We start from the raw sequence: 21842 nt of genomic DNA on the forward strand, positions 1-21842 counted from the left end.
GAGCGGTCGCCGAGCGACGGCGGAGCTCAGTACAGCGGGAGGTCGCCGGTGACCTTGTCGACGAGGCTGTCCGGGCCGGGGCCGACGGCGAGCGCCGTCACGGTCCCCGGTTCGAGCTGGGTGTGGCCGGCGTCGCGGACGACGGCGTACGGCAGCCCTTCGCGTTCGGCGACGTCCGCGAGTTCGAACAGCTGCGACTCGCTTTCCCCCTTCAGGACGACCTTCTTCTGCCCGGAGCCTTTCCACTCGCGGCGCGTCCGCTCGTCGGTGTCCTCGTACGCCGACAGCGCGGCGTGAGCGACCTGCGCGGCCAGCTTCCCCTTCCCCATGCCGATGTCGGTCCGCGCGACGATGGCCTGCTTCATACCGGACGTGGCGACGGAGACGGTATAGCTCCTGTCATCGACGCGGTCGCCGGTCCGCGTCGCCGGCGGCGGTTCGTCGGCCGTCCGCCCGAGAACTCCAAACACATTTGGCGGGTCGGGAACATCGGTGCGACCATGGCAGGTCCCCGGACGCCCCTCCTCCACCCGCAGGAATACTTCGCCGAACAGTCGTCGGCGCCGCTGCGCGACGCGACAATCGTCGTCGGCGCCGTCGCGGTCTTGTCAGCGGCCGGCGCCAGCGTGCTGCTCCACGAGTTCGCGGCGACGCTCGACGTCATGGTCGAGGTGCAGAACCCGGCGCACACCCCGGAGTGGGTGTGTGAGGGGCCGAATCCGCTGAACACGACGCGCACCGGCTGTGACCCGTCGGTGCCGGAGACCATCGAGCGGCGGCTCGGCGCGCTCCTCCTCGAGGAGTACTCGTGGCTGCCGTGGGCGACGCTCGTCGTGGTGCCACTGCTGTGGCTGGTGCAGGGCGTAGTGCTCCACGTCGGCAGCGCGATGTTCGACGCGGAAGGCGAGTTCGGGCGGTCGCTCGCGGTCGCGGGCTGGGGGATGGCGCCGAGCCTGGCCCGGCTGTTCGCGGTCGGCGGATTCCTCGTGTACAAACTCCGGACCGCGTCCATCGGCGGGACCCCCGAGAGCGCGGTGCAGGCGCTCGAAGCGGTCGTCGCGACCGTCGGCCCGGCGTCGATGGGCGGCGCGGTCGTGGTCGCGGTGTGGGCCGGCGTGATTCGGACGTACGGGCTGGCCGAACTCCGGGACGTCTCCGTCTCGGACGCCGCGGCGCTGGTCGTCGTCACGACCGTCGTCGGGCTGCTGTTCGAACTGGTCTGACCGGCGGCGTCCGAGCGGCGGAAGCGCCGCGGAACGGTTGGTTTACGTCCCCGTGGGCCGGTCGTGGAACCATGATACTGGCGGACACCGACATCCTCGCGCGGCTCCGCGACGGGGACCTCGTCGTCGACCCGCTCGACGACGTCGACATGCAGGTGCAGCCCGCGAGCGTCGACCTCCGTCTCGGCTCGGAGTTCCTAGAGTTCCGCCGCACCAACATCCCGTGCATCCACCCGAACGACGAGCGCGAGGTGGACGAGTACGTCACGGAGACGCACGTCCCGGAGGGCGACGACTTCATCCTCCACCCCGGCGACTTCGTGCTCGGCACCACGAAAGAGCGCGTCGAGATTCCGCCGGACCTCGTCGCGCACGTCGAGGGCCGGTCGTCGCTCGGCCGGCTCGCCATCGTGGTCCACGCCACCGCCGGCCTCTGCGACCCCGGGTTCGAGGGCCGCATCACGCTCGAACTGTCGAACCTCGGGAACGCGCCGGTCGCGCTCTCGCCCGGGATGCGCGTCTCACAGCTCACCTTCACCGAACTGAAGTCGCCCGCCGAACGGCCCTACGGCGTCGAGCGCGGCTCGAAGTACCAGGGGCAGGGCGGCCCGCAGGCCTCCCGCATCGGCGACGACCCCGAGTTCCACGTCGAGGGCGACGGCGACGCTGACGGCGCTGGCGGTGCTGCCGGCGGTGCCGCTGACGGCGACTCGGTGGGGGCCGACGGATGAAGTTCGTCGAGGAGGTCGTCGTCGACGAGTTCCTGCCGACGCTCCGGTCGATGCTCGCGGAGGACCTCCGCGGCCGCGGGCTGACCCAGCGCGAGGTCGCCGACCTGCTCGGAATCAGTCAGTCGGCGGTGTCGAAGTACGCCCACGGCGAGGTGAGTCGTCGCCGGGAGGTGCTGGCGGACGACCGCGTCGGCGACGTCGTCGAGCGGGTGGGCGAGGGGCTGGCGTCCGGCGAACTGAGCCGCGTCGGCGCGCTCGTCGAACTGGAGGTGTTCATCCGGCGGCTGGAGGACGGCGACCTGCTCGCCGACCTCCACGAGGAGGCGATGCCGGAGCTGGCGGACGCCGAGTACGACTTCTCGGTGCACGACCCCGAGAGCGGGCTGCGCGAACGCGAGCGGGTGCTGGCGTCGCTGCGCCGCGGCCTCCGGACGCTGACGAACGCCTCCGGGTTCGCCGGCCTGGTGCCGAACGTCGGGTCGAACCTCGTCGAGTGCACCGCCGACGCCGACGACATCGAGGACGTCGCCGCCGTCCCGGGCCGCATCTTCGACGTGAAGGGCCGGGCGTCGGTGCCGGGCGACCCGGAGTTCGGCGTCAGCGAGCACGTCGCCGGCGTCCTGCTGTCGGTGCGCGCCGCCGGCGTCGACGCCCGCGCCGCCGTGAACGTCCGGTACGACGAGGACGTCGTGTCGGCGCTCCGCGACGCCGACGTGCCGACCGTCGAGTTCGACGCGCGCGGCGGCGACGGCGCCGACGTCGAACCCGGCTCGGAGACGAACCCTATCGCGTCGGCGCTCCGCGACGCCGCCGTCGACGCCGACGAACCGTTCGCGGTGTACCAGTCCGGCGGCTTCGGCATCGAACCCATCGTCTACGTGGTCGGCCCGGACGCCCCGACCGTCGCGCGCGCCGTCCGCGACCACCTGCTCTGACCGGGGACGCGAGTCGCCGCTGCCGGGTCGTCGACGGCGGCGGGATGCGCCGGGATGCGGCGGCGCCGGGTCGCCGCGGCGGTTAGCCGCGGTTCGCTCGCGCCTCCCTGACGTCGGCGCCGTCGCGAACCATGTCGTCACAGCGCGGACACACCCGCGGCCCGGCGGTTTCGTCCGGCGCGAACACCCGCGCGTACCGTTCGGTGACCTCCGCCCCGCAGTTCTGGCACTCGTGCATCACGACTGTCGTCGCGGTGAGCCGCCATAAATTTCAGTGAAAACGGTTTGAAACTCCGCAGGGTGCAGTCGTCGCGGGCGTCTCGGGGCGGCCGCGGCGCCGACCCATTTTTGCCGCGAGGCGCCGAAGGTCCACGCGATGAGCGACGCGACAAACATGCTGGTGGACGGCGAGTGGCGAACCGACGTCCGTCGGGACACGGGCGGCGGCGGGGAGTTCGAGCGCACCGAGACGTCGTTCCGCGACTGGGTCGACGGCGCCGTCCGGGAGGCGGGCGGAGAGCGCGTCGACAACCCGGAGTTCCCGGCCGAACCGGGGCGGTACCACGTCTACATCTGCCGCGCCTGCCCGTGGGCGCACCGCGTCGCGCTCACCCGGTCGCTGAAGGGGCTCGAAGACGCGATTTCGCTGTCGCTCGTCCAGCCGGAGCGGTACGACGACGGCTGGGAGTTCAGCGAGGCGCACCCGGACCCGCTGAACAGCGCGCACTACCTCCGAGACGTCTACACGAAAGCCGACCCGGAGTACACGGGCCGCGTCACCGTCCCGGTGCTGTGGGACAAACAGCAGGAGACCGTGGTGAACAACGAGTCCGAGGAGATCATGCGGATGCTCGACACCGCGTTCGACGACCTCGGGAACGGCGTCGACCTCTACCCGGAGGGGTACCGCGAGGAGATCGACGCCCGCATCGACGACATCTACCCGACCATCAACAACGGCGTCTACCGCGCCGGCTTCGCCGGGACGCAGGAGGCGTACGACGACGCCGTCGACGACCTGTTCGACGCGCTCGACCGCTACGAGGACCTGCTCGGCGAGCAGCGCTACCTCGCCGGCGACCGCCTCACCGAGGCCGACCTCGCGATGTTCGCGACGCTCGTCCGGTTCGACCACGTCTACCACACCCACTTCCGGTGTAACCGTCGCGCGGTCCACGAGTACCCGAACCTCTGGGAGTACACGAAGGACGTCTACCAGACGCCGGGGGTCGCCAAGACGGTGAACGTGGACCACATCACGCGGCACTACTACAAGAGCCACGCCGACCTGAACCCGAAGCGGCTGGTGCCGACCGGCCCCGACATCGACTTCTCCGCGCCGCACCGCCGCGACAGCCTCCCCGGCGGCCCGCCCGAGGAACTGACCGGCGACGCGGCGTGACCCGGCTGCACACCGGAGAACTATGCCGGTAGCGCCCGAACGGCGACCGTGCTCCGGTCCGTCCTGGCCGCGCTGACGCCGCCGCCGCGCGTCGTCGACTGGGCGCTGGCCGCCGGCGTCGCCGTCGCGGTCGGCTCCGGGCTCGCGTCGTTCACCACGGGGACGCGGAGCGGCGCGTGGCTGTTCTGGCTGCACGCGGCCGTCGGGCTCTCGCTCGCCGCGCTGCTCGCCGCGAAGCTGTGGCGGGTGCGGCGCCGCGTCGTCGACCGCGCCGGCTGGGACGCCGCGACGCCGCTGTCGGTGCTGCAGGCCGCCGTCGCCGTCGCGGCGGTCGCCACCGGGCTGTTCTGGGTGCTCGGCGGGAACGTGCCGCTGTGGGGCTGGACGACGCTGAACCTCCACGTCGGCCTCGGACTGCTGCTGGTGCCGCTCGTCGTCGTCCACCTCCGGGCGCGGTACCACTCGCCGCGCCGCGTCGACGCCGACCGGCGCGCGGCGCTGAAAACCGGGGCGGTCCTCGTCGGCGGCGCGGTCGCGTGGCGCGCCTCCGAGACGGCGGACCGACTGCTCGGCGGCGCCGACCGCCGCTTCACCGGCTCGAAGCCCGTCGGCGACCTCTCCGCAGCAGACACCCGCGGCGGCGACTTCCCGGTGACGTCGTGGGTCGCCGACGACCCCGACCCCGTCGACCGCGACGCCTGGACGCTGACGGTCGCCGGCGCGGTCGACGCCGAACTCGCCCTCGGCGTCGACGACGTCGACCGCGCGGGCAACGCGGCCGGCGGCGGCGACGAAGCAGCCGGCGCGGACGCGAGCGCCGACAGCGACGAACCCGCCGACGATGAAACCGCCGGCGGCGGCGCCGCGACGCTCGACGCGACGCTGGACTGCACGAGCGGCTGGTACACGGTGCAGCGCTGGGGCGGCGTCCGCGTCGGCGACCTCCTCGACCGGGCCGGCGTCGCCGACGACGCCCGGTTCGTCCGGTTCGTCTCCGTGACGGGCTACCGGTGGTCGCTCCCGGTCGCGGAGGCGCGCGAGGCGCTGCTGGCGACGCACGTCGGCGGCGACGAACTCAGCCACGGCCACGGCGCGCCCGCTCGCCTGGTGGCGCCTGGGCGCCGCGGCTTCCAGTGGGTGAAGTGGGTCGAGCGCGTCGAGGTGCGCCGCCGCGGCGACCCGGCGCAGTGGCTCGTCACGCTGATTTCTGGGTTCGACTGAGCCGCCGCGCCGGCGGCCGTGCGAGTGCCCGAACGAGCCGCAGAACTACTCCAGGTCGCCGTCGCGGATGGCGCGCTCGGCGTCGCGGAGCGCCGCCTCCCGGTCGAACTCGTCGACGATGCGCCGCAGCGTCTCGTCGTCCGCGTCGGCGAGGTCGCGGGCGTGCGCCGTGATGTTCGGCACCGCGCGGATGATGTTGTCGATGACGGGGACGGCGGCGACCTGCGCGGACCGGCTCATCGGGTTCAGGTCGATGACGATTTCGGTCTTCCCCATCTCGCCGAGCGCCGCGGCGCGGTCGCCGTCCTCCAGCGGGACGACGACGACGTCGGCGTCGCCGATGCCGTCGGCGTCGACCTTGGCGCGCTCGTGTGACAGCCCCGGGATGCGGCCGTCCGCGGTCAGCCCCTTCACCTCGTCGGCGCCGTGCTCGCGGAGGTGGTCGGCGATGGCTTCGACGCGCTCCTCCGTCCGGTTGAACAGGTTCACTTCGACGTCGGCGCCGACGACGTCCGCGAGTTCGACGACCTCCGCCGGGACGAGCGCCGCGACGTTGCCGTTCACGGACACCACCGGGTGGTCGGCGAGCAGCAGGTGGGCGGCGGCGGCGCGCTCGGCGCGGTCGGCGCTGTCGATGGTGCGCTCGCCGAGCAGGTAGTCGAACGCCTCGCCGCGGCCCTCCGCGATGAGCCCCTGCGTCGACGTGATGCCCTTCTCGACGCCGGCCTCGATGCGGTGGCGCGTCAGCAGCGACTCGTACCGCGGGTGGTCTTCGGGGATTTCGGACTCGTGGTCGACCTCGCCGGGGGCGTCCGGGACGTCGGCATCCTCGGCGTCGGAGTCGTCGCCGCCGGAGGTGTCGTCGCTCATGGCTCGGTCTCGGAGACGCGCCGCGAAAAAGCCGGCTATCGGCGACGCCGGTCGGTTCCGGCGCCGCCCGCAGCGCGACCGGGTCGCCGCCGCGCGGCAGGCCTATCGGCCGTCGAGGACCGTGGCGCCGGTCGGGTGCGTCCCGCACCGTTCGGCGTCGTAGCCGGCGTCCGACAGCCCCGTGCCGAGCGCGAACGCGGTGCGGCCGAGCATCGCCATCGACGCCAGGCCGCCCTCCGCCTCGACGGCGTCGACCGCCTCCGCGACCTCCGGGACGAGCAGCCCCGCGTCGCCCGCGAACTCCCGGGACGCCGCGAACAGCTCCTCGACTGACGGCCGACGCATCAGCCGCGTCAGCGCCGCCTCGCCGGCCTCCCGGACCGGGTCGAGGTCGCCGTCGAGCACCTCCGCGGTCGACAGTTCGCCGAACGTGACGTACTCGACGGTGGGCCGCGCCGGCAGCCCGTCGAAGTGGCCGTACGTCGGCGCGCCCGGCTCCAGCCGAATCGGGAGGCCGCCGCGGAACTGCGCGACGACGTCGCCGAGCCCGGTTCCGGCCTCCACCTCCGCGACGTGCGCAGCGTTCACCAGCCCGTTCTCGGAGCGCTGCAGGTCGAACAGGTCGTTCGCCGCGAGCGCCGTCGCGAGCGCCGCCGCGCCGGAGACGCCGAACCCGGCGCCGACCGGGAGGTCCGTCGTCACCTCCACCTCGGCGGGCGCCGTGTCGGTGCCGACGCCGAGCGCGTCCAGCGTCAGCGACACGGCCTCCATCTCCGCCGGAACGCCGTCGAGGACCACGTCGCTGTCGCGGTCGCCGGCGGCGCCGCCAGCGCCGCTCCCGGTCTCGTCGGCCGCGTCGTCGCCGCGGCGCACCGTCACCTCGACGCCGTCGGCGAGTGCGAAGCCGGCGCCGCGCGACCCGGCGCGGGCCGGCGAGTCGTCGGGGTACGGTGCGAAGAAGGCCGTGACGTGTCCCGGCGCGAACGCGGTCGCCTCGTCGGTCATCGTCCGTACCTGACGCGGCGGGTAAGTATCGGTTGTGGAACGCGACGGCCGACCCGGAGCCGAAACCAGGGGGTCTGAGTCGGCGTCGAAAATCGGTTCGGCGAGCCGAGTCGCCGCCGGAAAACCGGGGCGTGGCGGGCGGCGCTACGGGCTGAGCCGCTGGCGGTCGCGCGGGAACAGGACGGCTTCGCGGATGTTCTCCAGCCCGAGGACGGTCATGACGAGCCGCTCTGCGCCCATCCCCCAGCCGGCGTGCGGCGGCATGCCGTACCGGAACATCTTCGTGTAGTACTCGAACTCCTCGGGGTCGAGCCCCTGCTGTTCGAAGCCCTCGATGAGCTTCTCGTGGCGGTGTTCGCGGGCGCCGCCGGAGACGAGCTCCATCCGCGGATGCATCATGTCGAAGCCGGTCGACAGCTCCTCGTCGTCGTCGTGGTCCTTGATGTAGAACGGCTTGACCTCGCTGGGCCAGTCGGTGATGAAGTAGTGCTCGCCGACCTCCTGCCCGAGGACGTGTTCGGCCTCGGTCGACAGGTCGTCGCCCCAGACGAGGTGCTCGTCGAGTTCGCCGGTCGCGTTGATGCGTTCGAGCGCCTCCTCGTAGCTCAGCCGCGGGAAGTCGCCGTCCGGCACGTCGAACTCCTCGGCCATGCCGAGCGCTTCGAGCTGCTCCTCGCAGTTCTCCGCGACGGCGTCGTAGGCGGCGGTCGTGACGGCCTCCGCGGCGTCCATCGCCTCGTGGTGGTCGCAGAACGCGCCCTCGAAGTCGATGCTGTGCGCCTCGTTGAGGTGCCGCGGCGTGTTGTGCTCTTCCGCCCGGAAAATCGGGCCGATTTCGAAGACGCGCTCCAGCCCGGAGCCGGCCATCAGCTGCTTGAACAGCTGCGGGCTCTGGTTCATGAACGCCTCCTCGCCGAAGTACGTGATGGGGAACAGCTCCGTGCCGCCCTCGGTCCCGGTCGCGACGATTTTCGGCGTGTTGATTTCTGTGCAGCCGAGCGCGCGGAACGTGTCGCGGGCGGCGCGCAGAATCTCGGCGCGAATCTCGAAGATGGCTTTCACTTCGTCCTTCCGGAGGTCGAGCGTGCGGTTGTCGAGCCGCGTCGGAAGCTCCGCGTCCACCTTCCCGGACGGGTCGAGCGGCAGTTCGGGGTCCGCGGCGGCCAGCACGTCGATGGACTCCGGGACGACCTCGACGCCGGTCGGCGCCCGCGGCTCCTCCTTGACGGTGCCGGAGACGGACAGCACCGACTCGCGGTGGGCGTCCAGCCCGGTTTCGACGAGGTCGTCGTCCATCTCGTCCTTCTCGAATTTTACCTGGATCTTCCCGGAGGTGTCGCGCAGAATGAGGAACGCGATGCCGCCGAGGTCCCGCTTTTCGTGCACCCAGCCGGCGACGGTGACCTCGTCGCCCGGCTCGGCGTCGGCCGTGTAGGTTCGACCTTCCATACGAGGCTGTTCCGGCGTGCGGGGCTTAAAGTCGGTCGATTCCCGACACCGACCCTCCCGAACGACGATGTGAATCAGCGACGGCCGCGACGACGCCTATTCGTGTGCGTCCTTGACGCCGTCGACGGTTTCGCGGACGGCGTCGACGCCTTCGTCGTGCAGCAGGTCGCCGACGACGACGGTGTCGGCGTAGCGGCCCATCTCGTTCGCGGAGTCGTAGTCGTGGATGCCGCCGCCGTAAAACAGCGTGGCGTCGTCGAGCGCGTCCTGCGCCGCACCGACGACGTTGGTGTCGCCGAACGTGCCGGAGTACTCGACGTAGACGATGTCCTGGCCGAACATCCGCTCGGCGACGCGGGCGTACGCCGCCACCTCCTCGGCGTCGAGGTCGCAGTCCGCGCCTGTGAGCTCCGCGACCGACGCGTCCGGGTTCATCACGATGTACGCCTCCGTGTGCGTCCGGTCCCAGTCCATCTCGTCGGCGATGCGGACCCACTCCTTGTGCGCGCCGGTAATCCAGAACGGCTCGCCGGCGTTGAACACCGTCGGAATCAGGTAGCCGTCGAGCGCGTCCGCGCCGGTGACGACGCCCGGATTCGACGGCTCCTGAAACAGCGGCACGTCGTGTTCGGCGCAGGCCGCCACCACCCGGTTCATCTTCTCCTCCGTGATGTCGAGGGTGCCGCCGATCTCGATGGCGTCGGTGCCGGTCTCGCAGACGTCCGCGAACGTGTCGTCCCCGTAAAGCTCCTTGTCGGGATCCACTTTCAGAACGTGGTCCCAGTCGTCCCACGGCGTACTCATTCGTGGCGAGGCATGGTCTGAGGAGGGCTAAAAAGGGCGCGGATTGCGGGTGTCCGGCGGGCGTCGCGGACGACGATTCCCGGTCGTCCGGCGACGGCCGGCGCAGGTGTCGACGAGGCGCGGAGCGGGTCAGTCCGCTTTCGCCTGCCAGTCGCGGACGGTGTCGGGGCCGATGCCGTCGACGTCGGCGGCGAGTTCGTCGGGTTCGACGTCTTTGAGCGAGGAGACGTCTTCGACGCCGGCGTCTTTCAGTTTCTCTGCGGTCTTGGCGCCGATGCCGTCGATTGTTTCGAGTTCGGAGCCGGCCTGCCGGGACTGGTACTCGCGGTAGTTGCAGATTGGGCAGCCGAGCTCCCAGGGTTCGTCGCCGGAGTGGACGACGAGGTGCGGGAGGCCGTGTTCGTCGCACTCCTCGTCGGTGACTTCGATGTCGCCGCGGCGCGGCAGCGGCAGCGAGTACTCGCAGTCAGGGTAGCGGGTGCAGCCGACGAGGCGGGCGCCGCTGCGGAGCCGCTTGATGGCGAGTTCGCCGCCGTGCTCGTCGCCGCACTCGGGGCAGTCGCCGATGACGATGTCCTCCTCCTCGTCGGCCTCGTCGGCCCTGCACTGCGGGCAGCCGTGGACGAACGTCTTGCGGCCGGCGAGCATCTTGACGTGGTGGAGGCCGTGTTCGTCGCACTCCTCGTCGAGGATGAGCGGCTTCCCGGTGGAGGGGAGCGGCAGCGTGTACTCGCAGTCCGGGTAGCCGTCACAGCCGACGAAATAGGAGCCGTGCCGGCTCTTTCTGACGAGCAGCTCCTCGCCGCAGTCCGGGCACGGGCCGAGCTGCTTGTCGGCTTTCAGCGACTTCTGGAGCAGGTCGCCGACCTCCTCGCGGGAGTCGGTGAGGCCGTCGAAGACGGCGTCGAGCATCTCGCGCGACTCGTCGGCGACCTCGTCATACGTTTTCTCGCCGCGCGCGATGGCCTGCATGTCCTGTTCGAGCTGCGCCGTCATCTCGTCGCTGACGATGCGGTCGGCGAACTGCTCTGACGCCTCGACGACCGCCTCGGCGAGCTTCGTGGGCCGCGGCGGGTCGCCCTCGATGTAGCCGCGGTCGTACAGTTTCTGGATGACGTTGTGGCGGGTGGACTTGGTGCCGACGCCGAGGTCCTCCATGGTTTCGATGAGCCGTGACTGGCCGTACCGGCGCGGCGGCTGCGTCTGCTTCTCCTCCAGCCGGGTGTCCGACACGGAGAGCGTCTCGCCCTCTTCGACGCCGGGGACGTAGCTCTCGTTCGTGGAGAAGTACGGGTAGACGTCGTGGTAGCCGGCCTCGACGAGCCGCTTCCCGTTGCTCTTCAGCGACAGCGTGTCGTCGTCGTTGACGCCGGCGTCGGCCGCCGGGACCTGCGTGACGACGCGGAGGTGCTCCCACGTCGCGTCCGCGGCGACCGTCGCGAAGAAGCGCCGCACCACCAGCTCGTACACCTCCCATTCGTCCTCGGAGAGCTCGGACGCCGACGGGAGTTCGCCGGTCGGGTGAATCGGCGGGTGGTCGGTGGTCTCCTCGTCGCCCTCGGTCGGCGTGATGTCCTCCTGGTCGAGCAGCGACTCGGCGTCGTCGCCGAACTGCCGGGCGCCGCTGAGGTCGTCGAGCAGGTCGCGCTCGTCGAGGTCGTCCGGGTACACCGTGTTGTCGGTCCGCGGGTACGTGATGTAGCCGGCGGTGTAGAGGTCCTCGGCGATGCTCATCGCGCGCTGGGCGGAGTAGCCGATGGAGGAGGCGGCGCGGATGAACTGCGTCGTGTTGAACGGTGCGGGCGGCTCGTCCGTCCGGGTGCGGCGCCGAACGGAGTCGACGGTCGCGGAGTCGGCGGCCGACAGCGCCTCGTACACCTGCTCGGCGACGACCTGGTCCCAGACGCGTTCGGCCTCCGTGCCGTCGTCGTCCTCGTAGAAGTACTGCGCCTCGAACGCCTGGTCCGCGGCGTCGTCTGCGTCGTCCGCGACGTTGCCGTCGCGTTTCAGCAGGTCGGCGAACAGCTCCCAGTAGTCGTCGGGGTCGAACGCCTGGATTTCGCGTTCGCGGTCGACGATGAGTTTCAGCGTCGGCCCCTGCACCCGGCCGACGGAGATGAAGTCCTCGCCGAGCTGCCGCGCCGACAGCGACAGGAACCGGGTGAGCGCGGCGCCCCACACGAGGTCGATGACCTGCCGTGCCTCGCCGGCGGCCGCGAGGTCGAAGTCGATGTCGTCGGGGTTCTCGAACGCCTCCGTCACCTCCCGCTCCGTGATGGAGGAGAACCGGACGCGGTCGACCGGGACGTCCTCGTTCACTTCGCGGACGAGTTCGTACGCCTCCTTCCCGATGAGTTCGCCTTCGCGGTCGTAGTCGGTCGCGATGACGACCCGGTCGGCGTTCCGGGCGAGCAGCCGCAGCGCCCGGACGATGTTCTCCTGGGTCGGCCGCTTCTGTACCGGCGCGTCGATGAGTTCGACCGGCTCGACGTCCCGCCAGTCGTCGTACTCCGGCGGGAAGTCCACGCCGACGACGTGGCCGGACAGCCCGATGCAGCGCGTCCCGCCCCACCGGTAGACGTTCACCCCGGCCTGCCGCTCGGAGTCGTACGACCCGCCGGAGAGGATTTCGGAGATCCGCCGCGAGGCGTTGTCCTTCTCCGTGATGATGAGCTCCATTCGTTGCGGGAAGATAGGCCGATTCACCTTCTAAAGGTTTCGCGCTCGGAACTCCCGCCCCGGAACGACCACGAAACGGCGACTGAAGCGCCACGCGAGTTCGTCGGCGACCTGGTTCGTCGGCGGGCCGGTTCCCCGACAGCCCGATTCGTCGGCGGTCAGGTTCCCCGCCAGCCCGGTTCGCCGGTGGCCCAATCCTTTACCAGCGGCCCGTCGGCAGTACAGCCATGAGCGACTCCGACACCGACGACGCTGGCGGCGGCGCCGACCCCGACTACGGCGTCGCGCGCTTCCTCGCCATCGAACACGTGGACTCGCCGACGCTCACGCCGGCCGGCCGGCTGCTGTTCCTCGCGGACACGTCCGGGACGCCGCAGGTGTGGACGACCGAAGCCGCCGGGACGTGGCCGACGCGGCTCACGCCGCACGAGGAGCGCGTCTCGGCGGTCGCGGCGTCGCCGACCGACGAGACGTTCGTGTACGCGATGGACCGCGGGAGCGACGAGCGCGACCAGCTCCGCCACTACGACCTCGACACCGGCGCGGACTCGGCGCTCACCGACGACCCCGAGTCGAAACACGACTGGGGCGCCTGGGGGCCGGACGGCGACCGCGTCGCCTACACCGCGAACCGCGACGCGGACGGCCGGTTCGACGTGTACGTCCAGCGGCTCGACGGCGACCCCGAACTGGTGTACGAGGGGCCGGGCGGCTGGCTCTCCGTCGAGGCGTTCGGCCCGGACGGCGAACTGCTCGCCGTGACGAAGCCGCACAGCAGCTACGACGACGAACTCGCCGTGCTCGACCTCGACATCGGGGCGTCGACGACGCTGTCGGACGGCTCGGAGGCGACGTACAGCCACGTCCACTTCGGCGACGACGGCGGGCTCTACTGCGTCACGAACCACGGCGCCGACACCGCCTACGTCGCCCGCGTCGACCCGGCGGAGAGCGCCGACGGCGCCACCGCCATCACGCCGGTCGCCGGCCACGACGACGCGCTCGGCGAACCCGGCACCGACGCCTGGGACGTCGACTCGTTCGCGTACGACCGCGAGACGGGCCGCTGCGCGTTCACGGTGAACGAAGGCGGCTACTCGGCGGTCCGCGCCGGCGTCCTCGACGGCGACGAGTTCACCGCGGCCGCGGCGCCGACGGTCGACGGCGTCGTGCAGGGAGTCGCGTTCGACGGCGACGCCGCGCGCTACGCGTACACCCACACGGCGCCGACGGAGCCGTACGGCGTCCACGTCGCCGCGTTCGACGACGCGGACGGCACGGACTGGACGCCGGTCGGCACGAACGGCCTGCCGTCCGCGGCGTTCCACGACGCCGAGACGGTGCACTACGAGACGTTCGACGGCCGCGAGATTCCGGCGTACTGGACGGCGCCGCCGGCGGCCGACGCCGACGACCCGGCGCCGGTCATCGTCGACATTCACGGCGGCCCGGAGCACCAGCGCCGCCCGTGGTTCTACCCGGTGAAGCAGTTCTTCGTGAACCGCGGCTACGCCGTCCTCGAACCGAACGTCCGCGGCTCCGCCGGCTACGGGAAGGCGTACAGCCACCTTGACGACGTGGAAAAACGGATGGACTCGGTCGCGGACGTCGCCGCCGCCGTCGACTGGCTCGCCGACCGGCCGGCGGCCGACACCGACCGCGTCGTCGCCTACGGCCGGTCGTACGGCGGCTTCATGGTGCTCGCCGCCATCACCGAGTACCCCGACCTGTGGGCGGCCGCCGTCGACTTCGTCGGCATCGCGGACTTCACGACGTTCCTCGAGAACACCGGCGAGTGGCGGCGCAGCCACCGCGAAGCCGAGTACGGCAGCCTCGACGACGACTACGACTTCCTCAAGTCGGTGTCGCCGCTCACCCACATCGACAACGTCGCCTGCCCGCTGTTCGTCCAGCACGGCGCCAACGACCCGCGCGTCCCGGTCGAGGAGACCGAGCAGGTCGTCGACGCGGTCCGCGAACAGGGCGTCCCCGTCGAGCACCTCGTGTTCGACGACGAGGGCCACCACACCACGTCCCGCGAGAACCGCATCGAGGAGTTCGAAGCCATCGCGTCGTTCCTCGACGAGCACGTCTGACGGCGCCGCGACCGCAGCGACGACCCGTCCGGATTCGCCGCACAGCGGCGGGCTGCGCCGAGATAACACGCGTCCGACGCTATTTTATCGTCTCCAGCGGCGTCGGGACAGCCGAACATGAACCTCTCCGTTTCGCGGCTGTTCGCGGTGCTGTTCGTCGTCCTCCTCGTCGCCGTCGCGCCGGCGGCGGCCGACGAGCGGGTCGGCGGGGCCGTCGTCGTCGCCGCCGGCGAAACCGTCGACGGGACCCTCGACGCGGTCGGCGGCACCGTCGTCGTCTACGGGACTGTCGACGGCGACGTCAACGCCGTCGGCGGCACCGTCCAGATTGCGCCCTCCGGCGTCGTCACCGGCGACCTCCTCGGGTCGGGCGGCGCCGTGACCATCGAAGGCCGCGTCGACGGCGACGTCGACGTCGGCGCCGGCGCGTTCGCGCTCCGCGAGTCCGGCGTCGTCGGCGGCGCCCTCGACGTCGGCGCGGGCGACGTCGTCATCGACGGCGCCGTCGCGGGCGACGTCCGAATCGGTGCCGACCGCGTCCGCATCGGCCCGACCGCGGCCGTCGGCGGCAGCGTCACGTACGACTCCGACGACTTCGCGTACGCCGGCAGCGGCGTCGCCGGCACGGTCAGCCGCGCCGACCTCGGCTACGGCGGCAGCGTCGTCGGCTTCGACGGCGGCCCCGGCGGCCTGTTCGCCGTCCCGTCGTGGGTCGGCGTCGCCTACCGGACGCTCGCCCACCTCGCGCTCGGCGCGCTGTTCGTCCTCGTCGCCCCGAAGTTCGCCGCCGACGTCCGCGACGCCGGCTTGACCGACGCGGCGCGCAGCGGCGGTATCGGGCTGCTCGCGCTCGTCGGCGTCCCGCTGGCGCTCGTGCTGGTCGCAGTCACCGTCATCGGCATCCCGCTGGCGCTGCTCGGCGGCGCGGCGTACGCGCTGCTGCTGTGGGCCGGCCTGGTGCTCGGCGCGTACACGTTCGGCGCCTGGGCGCTCCGCGCCGCCGACGCCGACAGCGACTCGGCGTGGCGGGCGCTCGCCGTCGGGCTGCTCGTCGTCGCACTCACCCAGTTCGTCCCCGGCGGCGGCCTGCTCCGACTCGCCCTGACGCTCGTCGGCGTCGGCGCCGTCGTCACCGTCGTCCGCGCCCGCTACGACGGCCGCGACGGCGACACCGGCACCGGCCCCGCCGGCCGCCCGTCGACCCCGGAAACCGACGACGTCGCCGCCTGAACACCCGCAGAACTAATTTCGGTCTCGCCGCGTTTCGCTTCCTCACGCACCGCCACGGGCCGCTACGGACGGCTCCGCGCGTCGGTCGCCGCCCGTGAGTCCCCGTTCGCGGTTCACCAGCCGTCGTCGATGTCGTCGCGCAGCGCCGAGAGGATGCTGTCAGTGGTGTCGGCGACGACGTCCTCCATGAACTCCGGGTCGGAGTTCGTCGGGTCGCCGAGGCCGCCGAGTTCGGTGACGTCGTCGAAGTACGTCCACGACCGGGTCTTCGGCATCTCGGCGGCGTCTTGCGGCTGCTTCTTCTCCTGTTTGACGAGGTCGGGGCGGAACAGCTCCACGAACGACGTCTCGTGGTCGCCGGCGTGCCCCCAGTCGTCGCCGAACTCGGCTTCGAGTTCGTCGCGGGCGAAGTCGGTCCAGTGGACGAAGTGCGCCGCGAGGTCGGTGTCGCGGTTCAGCCGGTCGGTGGCGAGGTCGAGCGCCTGCTTGTTGCCGCCGTGGCAGTTCAAGAACAGGACGCGGTCGACGCCGTGGGCGGCGAGCGACTCGCCGACGTCGACGAGGACGGACTTGTAGGTGTCCTGGCTCAGCGTCACGGTGCCGGGGAACCGCATGTGGTGTTCGGAGTCGCCGTACGGCAGCGTCGGCAGCCGAACGAACTCCAGGTCGTGGTCGGCGGCGGCGTCCACCAGCTCCGCCGAAAGGTGGTCCGCGCGCAGCGTGTCGACGGACACCGGGAGGTGCGTGGAGTGCTGCTCGGTGCTGCCGGTCGGCTGAATCACGCAGTCGGCCGACAGCAAAGACTCGCCGGCGTCCTCCCACGTCATCGTGTGCAGGTCGTCCGCGGTTTCGGGCATACCGGTCCCGGCGCCCCCAGCACCCAAAACCCTCCGGGAACCGGCGACCCGTCCGCGACGCCGCAGAACAGCCGAGAGAAGCGCCGCGACGCGCCGCAGGAGAAATCGAGTCGCCGCGGGGCGAATCGACACCGCGGGACGGCCCGGGTCGCCGCGCTACGATTCGAGTTCGTCGCGGAGCAGTTCGTTGACGGTGCCGGGGTCGGCCGAGCCGCCGGTGCGCTGCATCACCTGGCCGACGAGGTAGTTGAGCGCGCCGCCTTCGCCCTCGTGGTAGTCCTCGACGGCGTCCGGGTTCTCCTCGATGGCGTCGCGGACGGCGTCGACGACTTCGCTCTCGCCGGCCTTCCCGAGCCCTTCGCGTTCGATGACCTCGTCCGGGGCGACGCCCTCGTCGAGCATCGCGCGCAGCACGGTCTCCTCCGCGTTCTTCACGGTGAGTTCGTCCTGGTCGACCAGCTCGATGAGCCGCATGAACTCGTCGAGCCGGTCGTCGACGTCGTCGATTGTCATGTCGCGGTAGTGGAGTTCGCCGAGGAGGTTGTCGGCGACCCAGGTCGCGGCGACCGACGGGTCGAACTCGGCGGCGACCGCCTCGAAGAAGTCCGCGACCTGCTTCCGGGACGTGAGTTTCGCGGCGGCCTCCTCGTCGAGGCCGTACTCGTCGCGGAACCGGGCGCGGCGGGCGTCGGGCAGCTCCGGAATCGCGATTTCCTCCTTCCAGTGGGCGACCTGCAGCGGCGGCAGGTCGGCCTCCCGGAAGTACCGGTAGTCCTTCTCCTCCTCTTTCGACCGCATCGAGATGGTGTTGCCGTGCGTCTCGTTGAAGTGCCGCGTCTCCTGTTCGACCGCCTTGCCGCGGCGCAGCAGGTTCTCCTGCCGGCTCTCCTCGTAGCTCAGCGCGGTCTGGGCGCCCTTGTGGCTGGAGATGTTCTTCACCTCGGTCCGGTTCGCGGATTCGAGCGTCTCCGTCGGGATGGTGCCGTCGTCGCGGATCTCCGACCCCGGAATCATCGAGAGGTTCGCGTCGATGCGGAGGCTGCCGTCGCGGGACGCGTCGAACACGCCGAGGTACTCCAGCACCTCCTCCAGTTTCTCGAGGAACGCGCGGACCTCGGCGGGGTCGCGGAAGTCCGGCTCCGTGACGACCTCCATCAGCGGCGTCCCGGCGCGGTTGTAGTCGACGAGCGTGTAGTCCGCGCGGTCCACCGACGTCGTCCGGACGTCGAGGTCCTGCGTCCCGTCGCGGACGTGCCGGATGCTGCCCGGGTCCTCTTCGAGGTGGGCGCGCCGAACCGACACCTCGTGCCGGTCGCCCTCGTGGCTGAACGACAGCGTGCCGTCGGCGCACAGCGGCGCGTCGTACTGCGTAATCTGGAAGTTCTTCGGCAGGTCGGGGTAGTAGTAGTTCTTCCGGTGGAACCGGGTCTGCTCGGGGATGTCGGCGTCCAGCGCCTTCCCGACTTTCACCGCGGCCTCCACCGCCGCCTCGTTCAGCACGGGGAGCGCCCCGGGGAGCCCGAGACAGACCGGGCAGACGCGCGTGTTGGGCGCCTCGTCCTCGGCGGGCTCCGTCGAACACCCGCAGAACACCTTCGTCTCCGTCTCGAGCTGGACGTGGACCTCCAGCCCGATGACGGGGACGAGTTCGCCCTGCTCGGCTGCTTGTGCCATTACGGCGGCGTTTGCGCCCACGCAGGTAAAGCCTGACGAGATGACGCGCCCGAATCCGCCGCAGAGACCGGGCGGCGAGGACCGGTCAGTGTTGGGGGTTGCGGACCGTCGACCGAACGGGTCACCCGTTCCGGTCGATCCAGTCGCAGAACGCGTCGAAGTCGTTCGCTCCGGCTTGCTTCGCGATACTGCGCAGCGTCCCCGTCCGGAGTTCGTCGTGCAACGGAACCGTGACGCGCCGCTGGTCACTGTCGTTCGACGGATGTTCGTAGGAGAGCTGTGCGTGGTCGCCAGCGGTCCGTCGCCACTCGAAGCCGCCTGCGTTGACCAGCGCCTTCACGACCTCCCGCCCCGAGAACGCCCGCCCCCCATCAGTCGAGTACGTCCGGCGGTTCGTCTTCTCCCGTCGTGTTGTCCGCCGGGTCGATGCCGAGTTCACGGAGTTCCTCGTCGCTCGGCTCGGTGCCGACATCGCCTTCGTTCAGCGCAACTGCCTCGTCGAGGTTCTCCAGCGCGACCGCCCGAGACTGTCCCTGTGTCGTGACGCCGGTTTCGACGTCTTCAGCCACCCACCAGTCGTCTTCACGCCAGAGGCGAATCTCGTCGGTGTGGTCCCCGCCGTCTCTGGTCGAACTGGCCATCTTAGCTACGAATAGCGGTAGGCGTCGAATAAGCGTTTGGCCGGGTAGTCAACGCTCCAGAAACGCTAACTCGAAGCAGTCGGCACTACCGTCGATACGGTCGGTTTCGAGCATAGAACACTCATAAATCGTTCAGCCTCACCCTTCATCCGTATCTGAACACTATCGGTGCCTGAAACTGAAACGGCTAAATCGGCAAGTAGGTGTGCGAACGTACCGCTCACACGCCTACCAGTTTACGGTCATCAAAACTGGTGGCCGACAATACGGTCGTGCTGTCAGTCGAGGGGCCGTGCTGTCAGTCTGCCCGGTCAGTATTCTTCGACGTCAACGACCTTCTTCGTCTCCTCGTGGGTGAGGTCACCGTCGGCAGAAACAACCGGCGCGTCCAGTTCACGCCCGACCGCTGCGATCAGTGCGTCGAGACCGTCTAGGTACGGCCCGCCCGGGGCGACCTCGTCCGCGATCTCCCCCGCTGTCACTGCCGTCCTCTCGTCCACCTCGTACTTCTCTCCCCACGAGAGGTCAGCACGAGCGCCGGCGACGTCGCCGTTCGGGAGGTTCCCCTCACCGACAAGTGCCTCGGCGTACGCCGGGACGGGCATCACCCAACGCTCGTTCTGGGCTCCAGCCGCCTCGTAGAACTCCTTCGTCGCTTCGACGCCGTCCAGGTAGTCGATGAGAAACGTCGCGTCGAGGACCTTCATGTAGCGTCCTCAGTCCGCTCTCGCATCCGCTGCTTCCGCTTCTCCTTCGACTTCCGACGCCCTTCACGGACGCGCTCGGCCTCCTCGTCGGACCAGCGGCCGAACCCGTCGTAGAAGTCGCCGACGCGGTCCTCGTCGAGGACGCGCTCCAGGACGTCGTTGTAGCTCTCTCCCTCACGCCGGAGGCGGTTGAGTTCCCGCTTCACACGGTCGCTCACCCGAATCTGCTCATCAGCGGTCGCCATCGTTACGTCAACGTTAGCGTTGACACGGCTTAGCCCTTGGGTCAGGAGTAGTCAGTGAACCACTCGGGCGCTCCGTACGCATCGGCCCAACAGCGCCTGTACCAAACGTCAGTATACCGAGAATCAATCCGGGAAGGCCCATTGCACGCGGATAGAAGGACGTTCAAGCCATTTATCTGGGCGGAATAGGCGCTAAAACCTCGCCGTTTACGGCGGGGAGGATGTCACTCAGAATGGTACTGAAGCTGGAGCAGTTGAATCGGTAAGCGCACGCGATTCTTGAGTGTTTGGCTGAACGCCCGGAAGAATACGGCGAGCGCCGTGGATGGACGACTGTCGTGACGTGACCCTACCGCGAGTACAGTTTCTCGCCGAGCAGCCCGGCGAGGCGCGATTCGTCGGTCGGGGTGACCGCGACGTACGGCCGGTCGACCGGTCCGAACACGTCGACGACCCAGCCGACTCTGGTCAGCGACTCGTCGACGACTTCCGCGCCGACGTCGACCGGGTCGGTGTCGGGCGGGACGCGGACGACGGCGAGCCCCTGCGCCGTCCGGACGACTTCGCCGACGCGTCTCATCGCGGCACCTCAGTCGCCTCGGATGACGCCGAGGTAGGCGCCGACCGCCTGCACCAGGTCGTTCTTCGCGGTCTCTTCGGTGCCGGTGACGAGGACGCGGCCGCGCTGTTCGTACTCGCGGCTGTACGTCGCGTCCCGCTCGATTTTCGCGTCGTAGCCGACCTGCTGGACCGCCTTCGCGATCTCGTCCACCGTCGGCTCCGCGACCGCGAGGTCCGCCGGGACGCGCCGCCCCGCAGAGCGGGTGAGCGCCGCGTCGAAGTACGCAGGCCACAGGACGTTTTCGACCATACCGGGACGCCGTGGCCCGCGCGGAAAAAGGGTGCTATCGGCGGCGTGCGAGCAGCGCCGCGACGGCGACGGAGAGCGCGGCGACGGCGAAGCCGAAGCCGGCGCCGGTGGTCGCGGTCGACTCGGCCGGCGAGTCGGTCGTCGCCGTGGTCGAGGCGGCGGTGGTCGGCTCGGGCGTCGGCGTCGACATCGACGCTTCGACTTCGGCGCGCGTCTCGAACTCGGCGGATGCGGCCGCCTCGGGGTGGAACGCCTTCGTCATCGTCCGGACCGCCATGACGACCGACCGCGGCGCCGGCTGGTTCAGGTAGTTGGCGTTCACGGTCACCGTGTTGTTGTTCTGCACCGCGGGGGTGCTCGCGTACGGCTCCTGCGAGAGCAGGTACGACGAGCCGCTGCTCAACACGAGCCAGTCGGGCTGCAGTTGCAGAATCACTTCGCTGCTGAGCTGCGGATACAGCTTGGAGACGTTCGCCTCCGCGACGACGTTCTCGGCGCCGGACGCCCGCATCATCGCGGAGATGAACGTCCCGGTGTTGGCGACGTAGCCGCCGCCGAGCGGGTAGAGCGCCCGCACCGGCTCGACGTCGGCTGTCGCCTGCGCCGCCGCGTCGACGTTCGCGGTCATCCAGGCGTTCGCCTCGGCGGCGCCCCGGCAGTTCCCGGTGAGGCGGCCGATGAGCGTCGTCTTGTTCCGGACGTCCGCGACGCTGGTGGCGGCGGACATGTAGAACACCTTCAGCCCGGCGTTCCGCAGCGCGGTCACCGTGTCAGTCGGGATGACGTTCGGCGCCAGCACGAGGTCCGGGTTCGTGCCGACGACCGCCTCGACGCTGACGGAGAAGCCCGCCGAGACGTTCGTCCGCGACTCGGCGCCGTCGAGGTAGGTCGCGTGCCTGGAGACGCCGACGACCTGCGATTTCCCGCCGATCTCCCACATCGTCTGGGCGGCGCTGGGCGCGAGCGTCGTCACGCGCTCGGGCTTCTCCTCGACGGTCACTTCGGTCCCGGTGGCGTCGGTCGCCGTGAACGGGAACGAACACTGCGCCGCGCCGCCGCTCTGCTGGAGCGGGGCGTCCGTGCCGGCCGGTGCTGCGCCGGCCGCTGTGCCCGCTGCGCCCGCTGCGCCGGCCGCTGGCGCGACGCCGGCGAGCAGGACGGCGGCGGTGACGAGAATCGCTGTGAACTGTCGCATACTCGTT

General features: G+C 70.5%; 23 protein-coding genes. 7 read left to right on the forward strand and 16 right to left on the reverse strand.

Going from position 1 to position 21842, the window contains the following annotated elements; translation table 11 throughout:
• Positions 1-26 precede the first annotated feature (26 nt).
• Entirely contained in the window at positions 27-365 is a 339-nt protein-coding gene (gene pth2 / locus ACQUS7_RS14365; RefSeq protein WP_435126881.1) for a peptidyl-tRNA hydrolase Pth2, read from the reverse strand.
• Between the two features lie 135 nt (positions 366-500).
• On the opposite strand from pth2, the gene ACQUS7_RS14370 reads away from it, so the two are divergent.
• The 3 genes from ACQUS7_RS14370 to ACQUS7_RS14380 all read left to right on the forward strand — a co-directional run bounded on the left by ACQUS7_RS14370 (position 501) and on the right by ACQUS7_RS14380 (position 2889).
• Positions 501-1223, forward strand: a complete 723-nt coding sequence (locus tag ACQUS7_RS14370; protein ID WP_435147916.1) for a YIP1 family protein — start codon at positions 501-503, stop codon at positions 1221-1223.
• A 71-nt stretch (positions 1224-1294) separates the two neighbouring features.
• Positions 1295-1954, forward strand: a complete 660-nt coding sequence (gene dcd, locus ACQUS7_RS14375) for a dCTP deaminase (RefSeq protein ID WP_435147918.1) — start codon at positions 1295-1297, stop codon at positions 1952-1954.
• A complete protein-coding gene (locus ACQUS7_RS14380; protein ID WP_435126876.1) occupies positions 1951-2889 on the forward strand; it encodes a thiamine-phosphate synthase family protein in 939 nt (312 codons plus the stop codon). The genes dcd and ACQUS7_RS14380 overlap by 4 nt, the downstream gene beginning before the upstream one ends.
• 82 nt (positions 2890-2971) lie before the next feature.
• Here the strand turns inward: ACQUS7_RS14380 and ACQUS7_RS14385 are convergent, their stop codons facing one another.
• Positions 2972-3127, reverse strand: a complete 156-nt coding sequence (locus ACQUS7_RS14385) for a DUF7563 family protein (protein WP_435126875.1) — start codon at positions 3125-3127, stop codon at positions 2972-2974.
• 138 nt (positions 3128-3265) lie between these two features.
• On the opposite strand from ACQUS7_RS14385, the gene ACQUS7_RS14390 reads away from it, so the two are divergent.
• Both ACQUS7_RS14390 and ACQUS7_RS14395 read left to right on the forward strand, forming a co-directional pair.
• Positions 3266-4291: a glutathione S-transferase family protein gene (locus tag ACQUS7_RS14390; RefSeq protein ID WP_435147921.1), complete on the forward strand. Its 1026-nt coding sequence runs from the start codon at positions 3266-3268 to the stop codon at positions 4289-4291.
• A gap of 48 nt (positions 4292-4339) precedes the next feature.
• A complete protein-coding gene (locus tag ACQUS7_RS14395; RefSeq protein ID WP_435147923.1) occupies positions 4340-5512 on the forward strand; it encodes a molybdopterin-dependent oxidoreductase in 1173 nt (390 codons plus the stop codon).
• 45 nt (positions 5513-5557) lie between these two features.
• Here ACQUS7_RS14395 and ACQUS7_RS14400 read toward each other — a convergent pair whose 3' ends face one another.
• From ACQUS7_RS14400 to ACQUS7_RS14420, 5 genes are all read right to left on the reverse strand, one after another.
• Complete coding sequence (locus tag ACQUS7_RS14400; protein ID WP_435147925.1) at positions 5558-6382, reverse strand: 4-phosphopantoate--beta-alanine ligase; 825 nt, start codon at positions 6380-6382, stop codon at positions 5558-5560.
• Between the two features lie 102 nt (positions 6383-6484).
• Entirely contained in the window at positions 6485-7387 is a 903-nt protein-coding gene (locus tag ACQUS7_RS14405) for a pantoate kinase (protein ID WP_435147927.1), read from the reverse strand.
• 144 nt (positions 7388-7531) lie between these two features.
• A complete protein-coding gene (gene aspS, locus ACQUS7_RS14410) occupies positions 7532-8836 on the reverse strand; it encodes an aspartate--tRNA(Asn) ligase (RefSeq protein WP_435147929.1) in 1305 nt (434 codons plus the stop codon).
• A gap of 96 nt (positions 8837-8932) precedes the next feature.
• Positions 8933-9640: a phosphoglycerol geranylgeranyltransferase gene (locus tag ACQUS7_RS14415; RefSeq protein WP_435147931.1), complete on the reverse strand. Its 708-nt coding sequence runs from the start codon at positions 9638-9640 to the stop codon at positions 8933-8935.
• 129 nt (positions 9641-9769) lie between these two features.
• A complete protein-coding gene (locus ACQUS7_RS14420; protein WP_435147933.1) occupies positions 9770-12319 on the reverse strand; it encodes a DNA topoisomerase I in 2550 nt (849 codons plus the stop codon).
• Between the two features lie 227 nt (positions 12320-12546).
• Between ACQUS7_RS14420 and ACQUS7_RS14425 the strand changes: the two genes are divergently transcribed.
• The gene (locus ACQUS7_RS14425; protein WP_435147935.1) at positions 12547-14415 is read left to right on the forward strand and encodes a S9 family peptidase; all 1869 of its coding nucleotides are present in this window, start codon (positions 12547-12549) and stop codon (positions 14413-14415) included.
• A gap of 117 nt (positions 14416-14532) precedes the next feature.
• Positions 14533-15645, forward strand: coding sequence for a bactofilin family protein (locus ACQUS7_RS14430; RefSeq protein ID WP_435147937.1), 1113 nt, complete (start codon positions 14533-14535; stop codon positions 15643-15645).
• Between the two features lie 113 nt (positions 15646-15758).
• Here the strand turns inward: ACQUS7_RS14430 and ACQUS7_RS14435 are convergent, their stop codons facing one another.
• The 9 genes from ACQUS7_RS14435 to ACQUS7_RS14475 all read right to left on the reverse strand — a co-directional run bounded on the left by ACQUS7_RS14435 (position 15759) and on the right by ACQUS7_RS14475 (position 21835).
• A complete protein-coding gene (locus ACQUS7_RS14435) occupies positions 15759-16502 on the reverse strand; it encodes a creatininase family protein (RefSeq protein ID WP_435126857.1) in 744 nt (247 codons plus the stop codon).
• Positions 16503-16658: 156 nt separating this feature from the next.
• Positions 16659-18176: an Asp-tRNA(Asn)/Glu-tRNA(Gln) amidotransferase subunit GatB gene (gene gatB / locus ACQUS7_RS14440; protein WP_435147939.1), complete on the reverse strand. Its 1518-nt coding sequence runs from the start codon at positions 18174-18176 to the stop codon at positions 16659-16661.
• A gap of 121 nt (positions 18177-18297) precedes the next feature.
• Positions 18298-18516, reverse strand: coding sequence for a type II toxin-antitoxin system HicA family toxin (locus ACQUS7_RS14445; RefSeq protein ID WP_435126853.1), 219 nt, complete (start codon positions 18514-18516; stop codon positions 18298-18300).
• 31 nt (positions 18517-18547) lie between these two features.
• Positions 18548-18817: a type II toxin-antitoxin system HicB family antitoxin gene (locus ACQUS7_RS14450; protein WP_435126851.1), complete on the reverse strand. Its 270-nt coding sequence runs from the start codon at positions 18815-18817 to the stop codon at positions 18548-18550.
• A 311-nt stretch (positions 18818-19128) separates the two neighbouring features.
• Positions 19129-19524, reverse strand: a complete 396-nt coding sequence (locus ACQUS7_RS14455; RefSeq protein ID WP_435147942.1) for a PIN domain-containing protein — start codon at positions 19522-19524, stop codon at positions 19129-19131.
• Entirely contained in the window at positions 19521-19769 is a 249-nt protein-coding gene (locus tag ACQUS7_RS14460) for an antitoxin VapB family protein (RefSeq protein ID WP_435126847.1), read from the reverse strand. The genes ACQUS7_RS14455 and ACQUS7_RS14460 overlap by 4 nt, the downstream gene beginning before the upstream one ends.
• A gap of 349 nt (positions 19770-20118) precedes the next feature.
• Complete coding sequence (locus tag ACQUS7_RS14465; protein WP_435126845.1) at positions 20119-20349, reverse strand: H/ACA ribonucleoprotein complex subunit GAR1; 231 nt, start codon at positions 20347-20349, stop codon at positions 20119-20121.
• A 9-nt stretch (positions 20350-20358) separates the two neighbouring features.
• Positions 20359-20640, reverse strand: coding sequence for a signal recognition particle subunit SRP19 (gene srp19 / locus ACQUS7_RS14470; protein ID WP_435126843.1), 282 nt, complete (start codon positions 20638-20640; stop codon positions 20359-20361).
• 34 nt (positions 20641-20674) lie between these two features.
• Entirely contained in the window at positions 20675-21835 is a 1161-nt protein-coding gene (locus ACQUS7_RS14475) for a PGF-CTERM-anchored ABC transporter substrate-binding protein (RefSeq protein ID WP_435126842.1), read from the reverse strand.
• Between the last annotated feature and the right edge of the window lie 7 nt (positions 21836-21842).

The organism is Halobaculum sp. P14 (assembly GCF_051195155.1).
In the GTDB taxonomy this organism is placed as follows: Archaea; Halobacteriota; Halobacteria; order Halobacteriales; family Haloferacaceae; genus JBNTKA01.